The 15,606-nt window shown below is 72.0% G+C and carries 8 protein-coding genes; 6 read left to right on the forward strand and 2 right to left on the reverse strand.

The window, feature by feature from the left end:
* Positions 1-65 precede the first annotated feature (65 nt).
* Positions 66-3,263, forward strand: a complete 3,198-nt coding sequence (locus ACZ4FH_RS26345) for a M20/M25/M40 family metallo-hydrolase (RefSeq protein ID WP_467307859.1) — start codon at positions 66-68, stop codon at positions 3,261-3,263.
* Between the two features lie 71 nt (positions 3,264-3,334).
* Here the strand turns inward: ACZ4FH_RS26345 and ACZ4FH_RS26350 are convergent, their stop codons facing one another.
* Both ACZ4FH_RS26350 and ACZ4FH_RS26355 read right to left on the reverse strand, forming a co-directional pair.
* Complete coding sequence (locus tag ACZ4FH_RS26350) at positions 3,335-4,834, reverse strand: peptide ligase PGM1-related protein (RefSeq protein WP_467307861.1); 1,500 nt, start codon at positions 4,832-4,834, stop codon at positions 3,335-3,337.
* The gene (locus ACZ4FH_RS26355) at positions 4,831-6,303 is read right to left on the reverse strand and encodes a class I SAM-dependent methyltransferase (RefSeq protein ID WP_467307862.1); all 1,473 of its coding nucleotides are present in this window, start codon (positions 6,301-6,303) and stop codon (positions 4,831-4,833) included. Before ACZ4FH_RS26355 ends, ACZ4FH_RS26350 begins: the two co-directional genes overlap by 4 nt.
* A 658-nt stretch (positions 6,304-6,961) precedes the next feature.
* Here ACZ4FH_RS26355 and ACZ4FH_RS26360 point away from each other — a divergent pair.
* The 5 genes from ACZ4FH_RS26360 to ACZ4FH_RS26380 all read left to right on the forward strand — a co-directional run bounded on the left by ACZ4FH_RS26360 (position 6,962) and on the right by ACZ4FH_RS26380 (position 15,573).
* Positions 6,962-9,880 carry an ATP-binding protein gene (locus tag ACZ4FH_RS26360; RefSeq protein ID WP_467307863.1) on the forward strand — a complete coding sequence of 973 codons (2,919 nt, stop codon included), beginning with the start codon at positions 6,962-6,964 and terminating at the stop codon, positions 9,878-9,880.
* 171 nt (positions 9,881-10,051) lie between these two features.
* Entirely contained in the window at positions 10,052-10,285 is a 234-nt protein-coding gene (locus ACZ4FH_RS26365) for a hypothetical protein (RefSeq protein WP_467307865.1), read from the forward strand.
* A gap of 121 nt (positions 10,286-10,406) precedes the next feature.
* A complete protein-coding gene (locus tag ACZ4FH_RS26370) occupies positions 10,407-14,108 on the forward strand; it encodes a S8 family serine peptidase (protein ID WP_467307866.1) in 3,702 nt (1,233 codons plus the stop codon).
* Between the two features lie 131 nt (positions 14,109-14,239).
* The gene (locus ACZ4FH_RS26375; RefSeq protein WP_467307868.1) at positions 14,240-14,839 is read left to right on the forward strand and encodes a hypothetical protein; all 600 of its coding nucleotides are present in this window, start codon (positions 14,240-14,242) and stop codon (positions 14,837-14,839) included.
* A gap of 173 nt (positions 14,840-15,012) precedes the next feature.
* On the forward strand, positions 15,013-15,573 hold the full coding sequence (locus ACZ4FH_RS26380; protein ID WP_467307869.1) for a hypothetical protein: 561 nt from the start codon (positions 15,013-15,015) through the stop codon (positions 15,571-15,573).
* The last annotated feature ends 33 nt before the right edge of the window (positions 15,574-15,606 follow it).

Consider the following 15,606-nt stretch of genomic DNA (forward strand, 5'->3'; position numbering starts at 1 on the left):
GTTGGGTTTGTCATAACCATGGCAAATCTTGTGATGGTTTCCATCACCTCTCACAAGGAGCCCTGATGTTGAAGAAGTTGGCGGTGGCCGGAGCATCCCTGGCCCTGACCCTCGGGGTGGTGTCGCCGATACCCCTCGCCGCGGCCTCCCCCGCCTCCTCGCCCCCGGCGAACACGTCCGGAACCGATCCCGTCGCGGCTGCGGTGGCCGCCGCGGACCGCGCCACGGGCAGCGGCCTGGACGCGCTGGCCAAGGGACCGGCCGAGCGCTACGACCGGCGCCAGGTCATCCCCTGGGCCGACAACCTGTACGCGGTCGCCTACGAACGCACCTACAACGGCTTGCCCGTCGTGGGCGGGGACGCCGTGGTGCTGGCCGACGGCGACGGCACGGTGCGCTCGGTGCAGTCCGCGACCACGGCCCGGATCTCCGTACCGACCACGGCCGGGATCACCGCGAAGCAGGCCGCCGCGACCAGCCGGTCCCGGCTGGCGAAGGTCACGAAGGCCGACGCCCCGCGCCTCGTGGTCCGGGTGGAGAACGACCACCCCGTCCTCGCCTGGGAAACCGTGCTGACGGGCCGGACGAAGCAGGACGTGCCCAGCAGGCTGCACGTCTTCGTCGACGCGGTGACCGGCGCGTTCGTCGACTCGTACGACGACGTCCGGGCCGGCACGGGCCACAGCGAGTGGAACGGTCCGAACCCGCTCACCATCGACACCTCCCGCTCGGGCACCCAGTACGTCCTGCGCGACACCACCCGGCCCGGCCTGCAGTGCTCGGACTACAGCGGCGGGTTGTTCACCAAGTCCACCGACGACTGGGGCACCGGCAACGCGTCGAGCCGTGAGACCGGCTGCGTCGACGTCATGTACGCGGCGCAGAAGCAGTCGGACATGCTCAAGGAGTGGCTCGGCCGCAACGGGCACAACGGCAACGGCGGCAGCTGGCCGACCCGCGTGGGCCTCAACGAGCTGAACGCCTACTGGGACGGCTCCACAGTCACCATCGGCCACAACAGCGCCGGCAAGTGGATCGCCGGCATGGACGTCGTGGCCCACGAGTACGGCCACGGGATCGACTCGAACACGCCCGGCGGCGCCAACCACGAGAGCGGTCTGGGCGAGGGCACCGGCGACATCATGGGCGCCCTCACCGAGGCGTACGCCAACCAGCCCGCCGGCTACGACACCCCCGACTACACCGTCGGCGAGATGATCAACCTCCAGGGCCGCGGACCCATCCGCAACATGTACAACCCGGGCGCGCTCGGCGACCCCGCCTGCTACTCCGCCTCCATCCCCAACACGGAGGAGCACGCGGCGGCGGGCCCGCTCAACCACTGGTTCTACCTGCTGGCCGAGGGCTCCAACCCGGGCGGCGGCAAGCCCTCCAGCTCCACCTGCGACGGCTCCTCCGTCACGGGCGTCGGCATCAAGGACGCCGGCCGGATCTTCTACGGCGGCATGCTGCTGAAGACCAGCGGCATGACGTACAAGCGCTACCGGACGGCCACCCTGACCGCGGCGAAGAACCTGGACGCGAGCTGCGCCCTGTTCGACCGGACCAAGGCCGCCTGGACCGCGATCAGCGTGCCCGCCCAGGCCGGCGACCCGACCTGTACCGGGGTCCAGACCGACTTCTCCCTGGCGCTGAGCCCCGCCTCGGGTGACGTGCAGCCCGGTGCCGCGGCCCGGACCACGGTGACCACCAGCACCGTGTCCGGCGGCGCCCAGCAGATCGCGCTGACCGCCTCCGGCGCGCCGTCCGGGGTGAGCGTCTCCTTCAGCCCGTCGACGGTCACCTCGGGCAGCAGCTCCACCATGACCGTCACCACCGCGTCCGGCACGGCCGCCGGCTCGTACACGCTCACCGTCACGGGCCGCAGCGGGGACAAGACGCACACCGCGCAGTACACCCTGCGGGTCGGCGGCGGCGGCACCCCGTCCACCCCGCCGGACATCGACGTGACGAAGGTGCAGACCCACCTCTCCCAGTTGTACTCCATCGCCCAGTCCAACGGCGGCAACCGCCGGTCCACCGGCAGCGGCTACCAGGCCTCGCTGGCCTACGTCAAGGGCAAGCTCCAGGCGGCCGGTTACACGGTCACCGAGCAGACCTGCACCTCCGGCTGCTCGGCCGGAGCGGGCAACAACCTGATCGCGGAGTGGCCGAAGGGTGACGCGAACAGCGTCTACATGTTCGGTGCCCACCTCGACGGCGTGTCCGCGGGCCCCGGCATCAACGACAACGGCTCCGGCTCCGCCGCCCTCCTCGAGACCGCCCTCAGCCTGGCGCAGAACAACCCGTCCATGAAGAACCGGGTCCGCTTCGCCTGGTGGACGGACGAGGAGCAGGGTATGAACGGCTCCGACTTCTACGCCAGGACGCTGTCCGGTACGGAGCGCGCCAAGGTCAAGGCGTACTACAACTTCGACATGATCGCGTCGACCAACGCCGGCTACTTCGTCAACAACCTGAACTCGGCCGCCGCGGCGCCGATGAAGGCGTACTGGGACTCCCTGGGCCTCGCCCCGCAGGAGAACGTCGAGGGCCAGGGCCGCTCGGACGACTACTCGTTCCAGCTGGTCGGCATCCCCACCTCCGGTTACGCCACCGGCGCCTCGGCGACGAAGTCGTCGGCGGAGGCCGCCAAGTGGGGCGGCACGGCGGGCCGTTCGTACGACCCCTGCTACCACTCCTCGTGCGACACCACCGGCAACATCGACGCCACCGCGCTGAACCGCAGCGCGGACGGCATCGCCTACACGATCTGGAAGACCGCCGTCGGGGAGCAGACCACCCCGGCGAACGACTTCTCGATCAGCGCCAACCCGTCGGCCGGCACGGTCGGCCCCGGCTCCTCGGCCACGGTCTCCGTCTCCACGGCCACCACCAGCGGTTCCGCCCAGACCGTGAACCTCTCCGCCTCGGGCCTGCCCACCGGTGTGACCGTCGGCTTCAGCCCGTCCTCGGTCACCTCGGGACAGACGTCCACGGCGACGGTACGGGTGGCGGACGGCACCCCCGGCGGCACCTACACCCTGACCCTGACCGGCTCGGGTGAGGCCACGCACACCACCACCTACACCCTCACGGTGTCCGGCGGCGGCACGGGCGACACCACCTGGCAGCTCGGCGCGACCTACGCCGCGGGCGACGTCGTCACCTACGACGGCGTCCGCTACCGCTGCCTCCAGGGGCACACGGCCTACCCCGGCTGGGACCCCCCGAACGTCCCGGCCCTGTGGCAGCGCCTCTGATCCCCTGATACGACCCTGAGCCCGGCCGGCCCCCTCGTGGGGGCGGCCGGGCTCAGGCCTGCCGGCCGGGCTCAGTCCAGCGGCTCCAACCCGGCGACGAGCTCGCGCACTTCGCTCATCAGGGACGTCGCCTCCGCGCGGTCGCGGGCGATGCACAGGGCGCCGAACTTCCCGTACTCGGTGACCGCGCTCATCATGTGCAGCACCACCCCGGTCCTCCGGACGGGGTCGTAGCCGATCGGCGAACCGGTCACCGCCGCGATGAGCTGGGACGGCCGCAGCCCCTTGTAGCGGTGGTCCATGAGCACGTCCGACGCCTCGTAGACGTACTCCGTACCGTCCACCACGAAGCGTCCGTCCTCCGTCGGACCGGTGCCGAGGAGGCCCGTCGCCATGGTGAAGGGGTGCTTGGTGGCGGTCTCCCGGAGGTTGATCTCGCACCCCAGCAGGCGCCAGCCGGACCCGGCCCGGGTGGCCAGGAAGTCGACTCCGAAGCCGCCCGCGCCCAGCCCGCGTTCGCGCAGCACCTCGCCCACGCGCAGCCCGTGGGCCACGAGTTGGCCGCGGTACGCGGCGTCGGCGGGGAAGGCGCACCCCTGGTAGCTCTGGGCGTTCCCGGCGAGTACCTGGTCGTGCGTGGAGACCGCCCGGACCGTGCCGTGTTCGGTGAGGCGTCCCTGGAAACTCGGGCTGAGCAGGGGCTCCCCGGCGATCATCTCCTCCGCGATCACCCCGGTCTCCTTCATCAGGGTCACGTACTCGTGCCAGCTGAGCTTGGGGTCCATGAGCGCCGCCCCCGGCAACGCCCGCACGACGCGCTCCGCGACGCCCTCGCCGTCCGGTGCGGCGATGTGCGGATCCAGGGTGAGCCGGGCGTTGCCGAGCCCGCCGCCGAACGCCGAGGAGTCGAGCTTGACGACCAGTTCCCGCACCCCGTCCGCGGCGAGCCGGGCGATCGCCTCGGCGAGCGTGTGGAGGTCGTAGCAGACGCCGGTGCCCCGGGGCACCGGGACGCCCGCGGCGGCGAAGATCTCCCGGCTGGAGTGCTTGGTGCCCAGGGGGATGTGGGCGGCCGAGGACTGGTTGCCGGGGATCCCCAGATCGCGTGCCAGGTTCTCCAGCGGCTCGGACGGTTCGAAGTAGCTGAGCCGCACATCGGCGCCGGCCTCCCGGTGCAGCGCGGTGAAGTCCCGCAGCCGGCTCCGCACTTCGGCGGCCTGGGGGTTCACGGGGTCGAGGACCTTCGTGCTGAGCCACCGGGTGGAGTCGTCGTCGATGGGGGTGATGGTGACGAGCCCGCGCATCCGCCGCATGCGCTCCGCACCGGTCGCCCGCACTCCGCCGCCCAGGAGTCCGAGGTAGTAGTCCACCTGTTCCGTCACGTCGATCATGCCCGGGGCCGTCACGTACAGCAGATGTCCTCCCGCCCGGCCGACCGTGCCGACGAGGGCGGGGCCCAGCAGCCGCTCGGGGAAGTACGTGGCACCGGTGAGCCGCTCCAGCAGTTCGGGGGAGCATTCCCGGCTCTCGATGTGGATACGGGCCAGGGGGCGGCGGCGTGGTTCGGTCACAGCGTCCTCGAAGTCTCGGGTGCCGGGGTGGGATTACGTAAGGCAACAACATGGGTACCGGCGTCGAGGTCACGGCCGCCCACGGTGGCGTGGACACGGCGGTGCGCGAGGGGCTCCAGCCCCTCGTCGCGCGCCAGCGTCAGGAAGTTCTCCACCCAGGTCTTGCGCTCGACGTCGTAGTCCACCCCCGCCACGAGCGCCTCCAGTTCCAGGACGCAGAAGCGCACCCGCTGCCAGGGGCTGCCGCTCGCCGTGGTGGGGAACTCCCGGTCCCGGCGGGTCTCTTCGAGCAGGGCGGGAAGGAGCTCGGGCGTCCGGCGGTCCTCGTCGAGCAGGGCCAGGATCCGGCGCTGCTCCGCCGGGGGCAGCTCCGTCACCGGCACATGCGCGAGCGCTTCGTCGATGTACGCGAAATGATGGCCGATCACCGCCTGCGCCCGGTCGGCGTCGGAGGAGAAGGGGGCGATCATCTCGTCCGCCACGATGATGAGGCCCCCGGGCGCGGTGTGCTCTTTCAGGCCACGCAGGAACATCCGTGTGTCCATATGGTGAGAAGCACCCACGGAAACGGTCACCGGATAGTCGCGTCGGCCGCTGAAGTCGGTAATTCCCGTCCGGTGAGCGGTGACCGAATGGCCGGATGTATTTCTCAGCAGATGGGGAAAGGCGGCCGGACTCGGTTCCACGGCATCGATGTGCGCGTCCGGAAACATTTCGGCGAGCATCACCGTCGGGAGTCCCGGACCGCTGCCCACATCCAGCACCGCTGTCGGCAGGAATGGGGCATGAGCGAGGATCATATGCCCCAACTCCACCATCTGGACCGCATACCCGGGGTGGGTGGCTTCGAAGAGCGCGTACTCGTCGACGCTGATGCGCGCCTCCCACACCTCGGTGAACGTCCCGTTGCCGCCGGTGCTCCCGCTGCCCGGGACCGCGGGACGCAGACCGTGCGCGCGCACGAACTCCGGCACCCCGGGCACCCCGGCGCGATTCAGCAGGTCGCAGGCGAGGGTCGCGATCAGCCAGCTCTCGTGCTCCAGGGCCTCCAGAAGGGTCTCCAGGGCGGGCCCCGGGAGGGGCAGGCCGGCCTCCATCAGACCGGTCAGGGCCGCCGCGGTCCGCCAGACCTCTTCGGCCTTCTCCGGCACCGGCAGCGGGACCCCGGGCGTGGGCGGCAGCCACCCGGCCCGACGGCCGCTGACCGTGAGGGCCGACTCCCGCTGCTGGACCCGCAGGCAGGCGCGGGGCACCCGCAGCTCCAGCCCGTCGTGCCAGGTGTCCACGGCGGCGTCGGTCAGCGTGGCGTACGCGTGCAGACAGTCCCGGAGAACAGGCCATGTGAGGCCGCTCGTCAGATGTATTTCCCTTTCGGGCAAGCCGTTCTGGCATTCCTGCACCGTTTTTGCCACGACGGAGACGAGGCGTGCTGGTGAATCGATGATCCATGCGGGGTGTGAGGATTCCACAACTGCCCTTCCAGGGTGGCCCGACTCGGAGCCGCAGCGGCTCGTACCGGGGAAGCGAGATCGGAATATCCGGCCATCGCCGTGTTCCGTCCGGAAACGCGACGCTCCAGCCTGGGCGAATCGCCCGGTCGGAGCAAGACCGCGTTTTCCGGCTGCGCGCCCCGGGCGGCGGACGGCGCGCGGGTTTTCTTTCCGGGATGCCGCGCGGTGCGCCGACCCGACGTGCGAAAACGGGACCGCGGACGGGCGCCGGCCTTGCCGGTCGTCCCGGGGAGCGCTTCCCCGGGACAACCGCATGTCGAGCGGCGCCGTTTCCGAGAATGGCCGGATGTTGCCAGGGATGGCGAGATCGATTTACCCACGGGCGCCTTGCGGGCCTGCCGGGATTCACCACGCCGATTCGATCTTCGCTTTGCCGGGCCGCGGAATCCCGCGGTGCCGTGCCGCACGCGGACGAACGTGTTCCACGCGGGTCCGTACGCGCTGCCCACCCCACGCGCCCTCGGACCGCCGAGGGAGCGGGCGCACGGCCCGCACCCCCGGAGCGGCATATGACGTTCCTGTGCGTACTCCGCGGGGGAAGGATGCATGGGTCATGGATAGGGTCGGCACCGCACCGGCGTTGATCGTTTGGGTCGGGGACGGATGAGGGGTGGGCGTGGCGGAGCGGAACGACACCGGTGGCGGCCCGTTGCCGGAGCTCTCGGCGCCGCGGTTCGTGGGCCGGGACAGTGAGGTCGCCGCGCTCGACGCGGCCCTGCACCGGCCGAGCGTGGTCCTGATCGACGGCGAGGCCGGCATCGGCAAGACCCGTCTGCTGCGGGAGTTCGCCGCGTCGCACGCCGGACGGGTGTCCCGCACCCTGACCGGCGCCTGCCCCGATCTGCGCGTGCCGTACACGCTCGGCGCGGTCGTCGACGCCGTGCGCGACGGAGTCGGCGGTGCGGAGGGCGTCGCCGGGCTCGGGCTCAGTGGTCTGGCCGGTGCGCTGCGCCCGCTGTTCCCCGAATGGGCGGCCGGACTCCCCCCGGCGCCCGAGCCGTTGGACGACGCGACGACCGCCCGGCACCGGCTGTTCCGCGCCTTCGTCGAGGTGCTCGACCGCCTCGACGTGGCGCTGCTGGTCCTGGAGGACGTGCACTGGGCCGACGAGGCGACCCTGGAGTTCCTGCTGTTCCTGGTCTCGCGGCGGCCCCAGCCGGTGAGCCTGGTGCTCACCTACCGGGGCGAGGAGGTGCCGGCCGACTCCCTGCTGCTGCGGCTGTCCTCCCGGCTGCCCGCCGAGGCCCACCTCGTCCGGCTGGCCCCCAAGGCGCTGGACGTCGGTGAGACCGCCGAGTTCGTCTCCTCGATGCTGGCGGACGAGCACATCTCCACCGAGTTCGCGGCCTTCCTCCACGCGGGAACGGAAGGCGTGCCGCTGGCCGTCGAGGAGACGGTGCGGCTGATGCACGACCGGGCCGACCTGGTCCGCCGGCCCGGCGGATGGGCGCGCCGCCGCCTCGACCGCATCGATGTGCCGCCCACGATCCGCGACGGCGTCCTGGAACGCGTCGGTCGGCTTCGCCCCGACACCCGTACGGTCCTGTACGCGCTGTCGGTGCTTTCCGGCCCGGCCGATCACGGCACCCTGCCGGCGGTGGCGGGACTGCCCGACGAGCGGTTCTCCCCCGCGGTGGCCGAGGCGCTGGACAGCGGTCTGATCCGCGAGAACAGGGCCGGTCAGTGGTTGTTCAGGCACTCGCTCACCGGCCAGGCCCTGTACGCGGTCGTCCCGGTCCGCGAGCGGCGTGGCATGCATCTGCGGGCCGCCCACGCGCTGGAGGACCGGGGGGCGCCGCCCGCCGCGGAACTGGCCCGGCACTTCCGGCTGGCCGGTGAGGCGGAGGCGGCGCGCACCTACACGGAGGAGGCGGCCGGTCTGTGCGCGCAGTCCGGTGACGTGGCGACCTCCGCGCTGCTGCTGCACAGTCTGGTCACCACCGTCCCCCTGCCCGCCGAGGCGGTGGCCAGGCTGGTGGCGAACATCCAGTTCCAGGCCCTGCACGGAGCCGACCCCTATTCGGGCATCGTGCGGTCCCTGCGGGCCGCCCTGCGCGACCGGACGCTGCCGCCCCAGCAGGAGGCGCTCGTCCGCTTCCAGACCGGTCGGGTGCTCATGGCGGCGGGAGAGATGCAGGCGGGCTGGCTGGAGATACGGGAGGCGGTCGCCCACCTCCCGGCCCGTTCGCCGGAGGCGGCGCGGGCGCACCTTCTGCTGGCCCTGCCGTTCGGGCAGGCACGGCCGGCCTCGGAGCACCTGGAATGGCTGAACGGGCTGCCGGAGGTCCCCTCGCTCACACCGTACGACCGCCTGCGGCAGCTGGTGGAACGTTCCTACGCGCTGCTGACGCTCGGGGAGGAGACCGGCTGGGACGTGGCCGGGGAGATCCCCGACGAGGTGGCGGGCACGCGGGAGGCGGAGATCTCCGCGATCGGCCATGCGAACGTCGGTGAGGAGGCCATACGGTGGGGCCGTTACGCCGAGGCCGCGGCACGCCTCGACCGCTCCCTCGCCCTCAGCGAACGCTTCGAACTCCTCGACTACCTGGGCACCATCGCCGCCGTGCGCACCCGCCTCGACTGGGCGACGGGCGCCTGGGCGGGACTCGCCGAGCGGGCGGCACGGCTGAGTGACGACGATCTCGGGATGCGGCTGCGGGACAGGGCCGCGGCGGCCCTCGTCGCGGGTCTGCTCAAGGCCGCGGCCGGCGACCGGAAGGGCGCCGAGGAGCGGCTGCGCTTCGCCGGACGCGACGATCAGCAGCGGGTCGAGGCCGCGACCGCCCTGGCGAGGCTGCGCCTGCGCGACGGGGATCCGGCCCAGGCGCTGCGCCTCACCGAGGAACCGGCCGAGATCACCGTGGTCCGGGGGCTGTGGCCCGGAGTCACCGAGGTCGCTCTCGTACGGGTCGAGGCGCTGCTGGCCGTGGGCCGGCCCACGGAGGCCGCCGAGCTGGTCACGGCGCTCGAACGCAGCCTGGACGGCAAGAACGCGCCCGCGCCCCGCACCGCTCTCATGACCTGCCGGGCGCTCCTCGCGGAGGACGGCGGCCGGTTCGCGGATGCCGCGGAGCTGTTCGCGCGGGCGGCCGAGGCGTGGGACGCGCTGCCACGCCCGTACGACGCCCTGCTCGCCAGGGAGCGTCGGGGGCACTGCCTGCTCGCCGCCGGCCAGGACGGCGCCGGCGTACGCCTGCTCACCGACGTCGCGAAGGAACTGTCGCGGCTCGGCGCGCAGGGCGACGCGGGCCGGGTGACGCGGGCACTGGGCGGGCGGCGGGGCACCCGCAGGCCCCCCGGCAGGCCCGGTTACGGCGACCGGCTCTCGCCGCGCGAACTGGAGGTCGCCCGGCTGCTGGTCGAAGGCCGGACGAACCGGCAGATCGCCGACGAACTCGTGGTGTCCGCCCAGACCGTGGGCACCCAGGTGAGGTCGGCGATGCGCAAGCTCCGGGTGGCCTCGCGGACGGCGCTCGCGACCAGGCTCCTGGAATCGGGCCTGGTGGTCGCCGACCGGCCGCCGGGAGACGAGTAGGACGAGAACGACGAGAAACGGCGAGAAGGACGAGTGGAGCGACGAGTAAATGGTCCGCGCTTCGCCCGACCCCGACCCGGTGCGAAAAAACCCGCGCCCGGGGAGCCGGACGATTGATTACCTCATGTGAGTGATCGAACAGGGCCGCGAACGTGGCCACACTTGTTTGTCATGTCACCCGCGAACCAGCCGGCGCACGAACCGGCGAAGGGCCCGTGCGCGCCCGCGCGCCCCGGCCCGGATCTCCCCGTACCGAGCGAACCGTCCCGCAAGCCGTCCGGCGAACCGCCGACGGACACGACGGACACGACGGACACCTCGGCGCTTCGCAGCGCGCACGCTCCGGGCACCCGCCGGGGCCCGCACGGCGGGGACCCGCTCGACGAGGAGTACGGCCCCCTCTGACGAGGATCCCGGCCGGTGCTTCGCATCTCCCGCACGCGTACCCGCACCCCTTGCCCGCACCCGTACGTCGGAAGACCCCTGTCCCCATACCCCCGTTCGAACGTCCCACAGGGAGCGATAGATGAGGCGAAGAAAAGCAAGGCGTCACGGACGCCGTCTGGGCGCGCTGACCGCCGGTGTGGTCATCCTCGGATTGGCCGTACCCGCCGTCCCGGCCCAGGCGGCCCGGCCGGTCGAGCAGGTTCCGGCCTCCGGGGCCGCGGGCACGACCGACCGCGCGACCACCCCGGGTTCCCCCCTCTCCAATGCCGAACTGGCCGACGTCGTCGCCTCGTCCGGAGGCGGCATCGACGTCACGCTGATCACCGGTGACACGGTGTCCCTCGGTCTGAACGACGACGGCAAGCCCGTCGTGCGCGACACCGAGGCCGCCCCGCGCACCGGCGGACCCGCCACCGTCTTCCACACCATCACCCGCAGGGGGCAGGTCCACGTCGTACCGAACGACGCCATGCACCTGCTGAGCGACGGAGTCCTGGACTGGTCGCTCTTCGACCTCACCGCGCTGTCGAAGTCCGTCGCTGCGGGCGGCGGCGTCCGCGGCGGCGCGGGCACCGAGGTCCCGGTGATCGTCACGTACAAGGACGAGCACGACGTCGCCAGGGCCCCGAAGTTCGCCGGGGCGAGGACGGGCCGAGCGCTGCGGAGCGTCGGCGGCCGCTCGTTCGGCATCGCGGGGAACGGGACGTGGTGGAAGGGGGTACGGGGCAAGACCGGACCGGCCTCCCTCGCCCGCTCGGCGGGCTCCCTCGCCGGGGTCGAGAAGGTGTGGCTCAACGGGGTGTCCGAGGTCAGCCTCGACGTCTCCGTACCGCAGATAGGCACCGGCGTCGCCCGCAGCCGCGGCCTCGACGGCAAGGGCGTCCGCGTGGCGGTGCTCGACACCGGCATCGACGCCGGCCACCCGGACGTGGCCGGCCGGATCGAGGAGAAGACCGACTTCACCGGCAAGGCTCCCGACGCGAAGGACGGCCACGGCCACGGCACCCACGTGGCGTCCACCATCCTGGGCGACGGCGCCGCGTCCGGGGGGAAGTACCAGGGCGTGGCCCCCGGCGCCCGGCTGCTGGTCGGCAAGGTCTGCGACGACGCCGGCGCGTGCGAGGAAGCCGACATGATCGCGGGCATGGAGTGGGCCGCCCACTCCGGTGCCAAGGTCGTCAACATGAGCATCGGCGGTGAGGTCACCGACGGCACCGACCCGCAGAGCATGGCGCTCAACCGGCTCAGCCGGGAGACCGGCACCCTCTTCGTGGTCGCGGCGGGCAACGCCGGTCCGGGCACCTCGTCGATCGGGACTCCCGGCGTCGCCGACGAGGCGCTGACCGTGGCCGCGGTCGACAAGAGCGACAAGATGGCGCCCTTCTCCTCGCGCGGCCCGCGCCCCGGGGACTACGCCGCCAAGCCGGACATCGCCGCCCCCGGCGTCGCCATCGTGGCGGCACGGGCCGCCGGCACCGCCCTCGGCACCCCGGTGGACGACAACTACACGAGCGCCAGCGGCACTTCGATGGCCACCCCGCACGTGGCGGGGGCCGCCGCCCTCGTCGCCCAGCAGCATCCGGAGCTGAGGGGCGACCAGATCAAGGCGCTCCTGATGAGCACCGCCAAGGACCTGGGGTACGACGAGAAGGCGCAGGGCACCGGCCGGGTGGACCTCGCCGGGGCCACCGGTCCGCGGATCGTCGCGGCGGGGAACCTGAGCTTCGGCCGCCGCCCCCACGGCAGCGCGCCCGTGACCAGGACGGTCACCTACTCCAACCTGACCGGCACCGCGACGACGCTGGACCTCACGGCCTCGGCGACGAGCGGTGGCGCCTCTGCCCCGGCGGGTCTGATCCGGCTCGACCGGAACAGACTGACGCTCCCCGCCGGTGGATCCGCCGACGTCGAGGTGACGCTCGACGGCGCCGCGCTCGGCGCCCATGGGTCCTACGGCCGCTGGGACGGCCGGCTGACCGCCCGCGACACGTCCGGGACGGTCCGTACGGCGACGCGCGTCCAGGCCGTACTGGAGGCCGAACGTGCACCGCTGACCCTGAATGTCGTACCGCCCGAGGGCGCCACCTCCGTCACCTACGGCGACGCGGTCTTCCTGCCGGTCGACGACAAGGACCCCCTGTACGACGGCCTGGTCGCCGAACCCGGTGCCGAGTCGACCACCGCCCAGCTGTACAAGGGCAGCACCTACGCCGCCACCATCCCGGTGACCTGGCAGGACGGCTCGGGCGAGGAGCAGCGCGCGGTCCCGCTGGCGCCCGAGGTGAAGATCACGGGGGCGGCCACGGTCACGCTGGACCTGCGCAAACTGGTTCCCGTGAGCGTGCGGACCTCGGCGGCCACCGAGACCTACTCCGCGGTCACGTCCACCGCCCGGATCTCGGCGACGGGGGCGTGGACGATGGCGACCGCGCTCCGGTCCGGCTACCAGGCCCGGGAGACCTCGCACTGGTGGGCGCTGCCGACCAAGAAGGTGCGTACGGGCACGCTGACCCAGAACACGTACAGCGTCCGGACGACCCCGGTCGTCACCATGAAGGCCGTCGGCGGCGGGACGCCCCTCGATCTGGCCGCCCGCTACCAGACCCCGGACACGGCCCTGGTGACCGTCGAGGGACGACAGCTGCCCAACGGTCTGCTGGCCGGGCAGGAGGCCGTCGCCGCGATCCCGCGGCTCGCCACCGGGGGGCGCGTGCCGGTGGTCGACGCGGGCAGCGGGACCCCCGCCGAACTGGCCGCGGCCGGTGTGGACGGCAAGCTCGTCCTGATGACGCCGACCGACCTGTGCGGCACCACGTGCGACTTCGCCGAGCTGCGGGACACCCGGGTGAAGGCCGCCGCCGCCGAGGGCGCCAAGGGCGTCCTGGTCGCGGCTCCGGGTCTCACCTCGCTGGGCGGCGCGTACAGCCAACTGCTGTGCCCCGGCGGCCCCGAGACCTGCCCCGCACTCGAACCGTACGCCGCGCTGCCCGTCGTGAGCGTGGACGAGGGACAGGCCGCCCGGCTCGCCCAGCGGCTGAAGGCCCACCCGGGCACGGTCCGGATCGAACTCGGCGGCAGCGCCGCGCCGAAGGTCTACGCCGCCTCGTTCGTCGCCGAGGGCGCCGTCCCGTCCCACCTCCAGTACCGGTTGGACACCGCGAAGATGCGGCCGGTCGTCCAGCACTTCCATGCCGACCGGCCCGGCACGGTCCACCGGCTGTCCTGGCTGCGGATGTCGGGGTCCACTCCCCTGCTGCCGACGCTCGGCCTGCCGCTCGTACCCACCCGGTCCACGCTCACGGTGTACCTCCAGCCGCAGGACGACGCGGTCGACCGGTTCACCGCCGCCTGGGGTGACAACACCGACCACTCCACACTGACCGGCGCCCGCAGCGAGACCCAGGAGGTGGTCCTCACCCGGCAGAACGAACTGCACTGGAACGAAGGACCGTCCGTGCCGGGAGCCGCTCAGCAGATCCGCACCCCTTCGGGCTACACCGTGGCCTCCGGACCGTGCTCGGCCTGCCGCCAGGGCGACACCTTCTACCCCACGTTCTACGTGACGAGCAGCGCGGGCGGACGCCAGGCCATGACCGGCGTCCTGAACAACCGGTCGCTGACGGAGTACGCCTTCGGCACGAGCGCCTGCGGCCCCACCGCCCCGGAACTGCGCCCCACGGAGGACGCGCTCTGCGACTTCACCCTCAAGGACAAGTCCGGACACGAGATCGAGCGCCGCACCCACGAGGTGTACGCCACGGAAGCCGGGGAGCTCGGATGACGACGAGCAGACCAGCGGCAACCACCACCGTGCGCACGAAAGGATCCGACACGATGCGCGGAAGACTGCGGCGGACCCGGCACGCGATGCCTGGGAGACTGCGGCAAACCCGTCACGCGACGCCCGGGAGAGTGCGGCGAACCCGGCCGGGCAAGGGCGTCCTCGCGGCGATGACCGCCGGAGCGGCACTCCTCCTCTCCGCCTGCAACGGCACCGGTGACCTCACCGCCTACGACCTCCCGGCCGGCTCGGCCCGCTACACGTTCGAGGCCCGGACGAACGGCGCCACGACCCAGTGGGAGTACGTCTCCGCAAGGCCCTCCAAGGACGACGCCCCCGACCAGAACCCCTGCATGGGCGACCTCACCGGCGACAGCACGGGCCCCTGCCGCCCCGAGCCCCTGATCTTCCTCCGGTACGACCTCGGCCTGGCCCTGGACAACACCGCCCGGGCGGGCCGCACCCACCGCATCACGATCACCGCCTACTACCAGGACCGCCTGAGCACCCCGCCGAAGGTCAACGACCTCACCGCCGAAGCCACCTACGACGGCGGCAAGACCTGGAAGAAGGTATCCACCCGGACCGCGGGCCCCAACACCTTCACCGCACACATCAACAACCCGACCACCGCGCACGCCCCCCAGGGCGTCGGACTACGGATCCATGCCTCGGACACGAAGGGAGACACCGTCCGACAGACCCTCCCGACGGCGTACCGCCTGCGCTGAGGGGGAAGGATGCGTGCGGCCGGGGTGGGGGCGTGGTCCCTGCCTCGGCTGCGCGTGTTCCCAAGCCGAACCGCACATGCGCCCGCACACACCCGGCCGAGGCCCGCACCTGCGGAACAACGGAACTGCCGGGCCGATTGCGCCGGCGGAGCCAGGTGGATGATCATCGAGCGATGAACACGGACTACTGGACAGTGCTCGCGGACTCCGAGCGCGAGCAGTGGAGGTACGCGCACGCCGAGTCCGTCGGACCGCTGGCCTTCGGGATGGATCGGCACAGCACCGTCACCGCTATGGCAGGGCACCGTTTCATCTCCTCGGAGAGAGAAATGGAGCCCTGGAACTCGTCGCGCGCCCAGTGGCGGGTCGACTTTCACCGGTCCGCTTCGGACGACCAGCAGCCGGCCGTGAATTGCTACTTCGTCGAAGGAGTGGGGCTGACCTGCGTGCTCGTCGATGGGTTGCGTGGTCCTCAGGTCATCTGTGAGGGAATCCGGCTGATCGGCCGTGTGCCCTCGGAGTTGTCCACCGAGATGGAGGACCATGCGCTGGAGCGAGACGTGGGAATTCGGTTCAGCCTGACGGGCGACCTGTGCTGGCCCGGCTTCGACTTTGAGCGGGGTGCGCAGCGTGCAGGTGACGTGGTCGTGAGCTGGGCTCTCTTCTTCCACACCGGAGGGATCGCCGGCACTTCCTGGGACATTGCTCCGGGTGAGGTCTGGCACCACTCATAGGCCGCCCCTCCCGTCTGCAGGGCCCTATGCCAG

This window comes from Streptomyces sp. NPDC024555 (assembly GCF_055559335.1).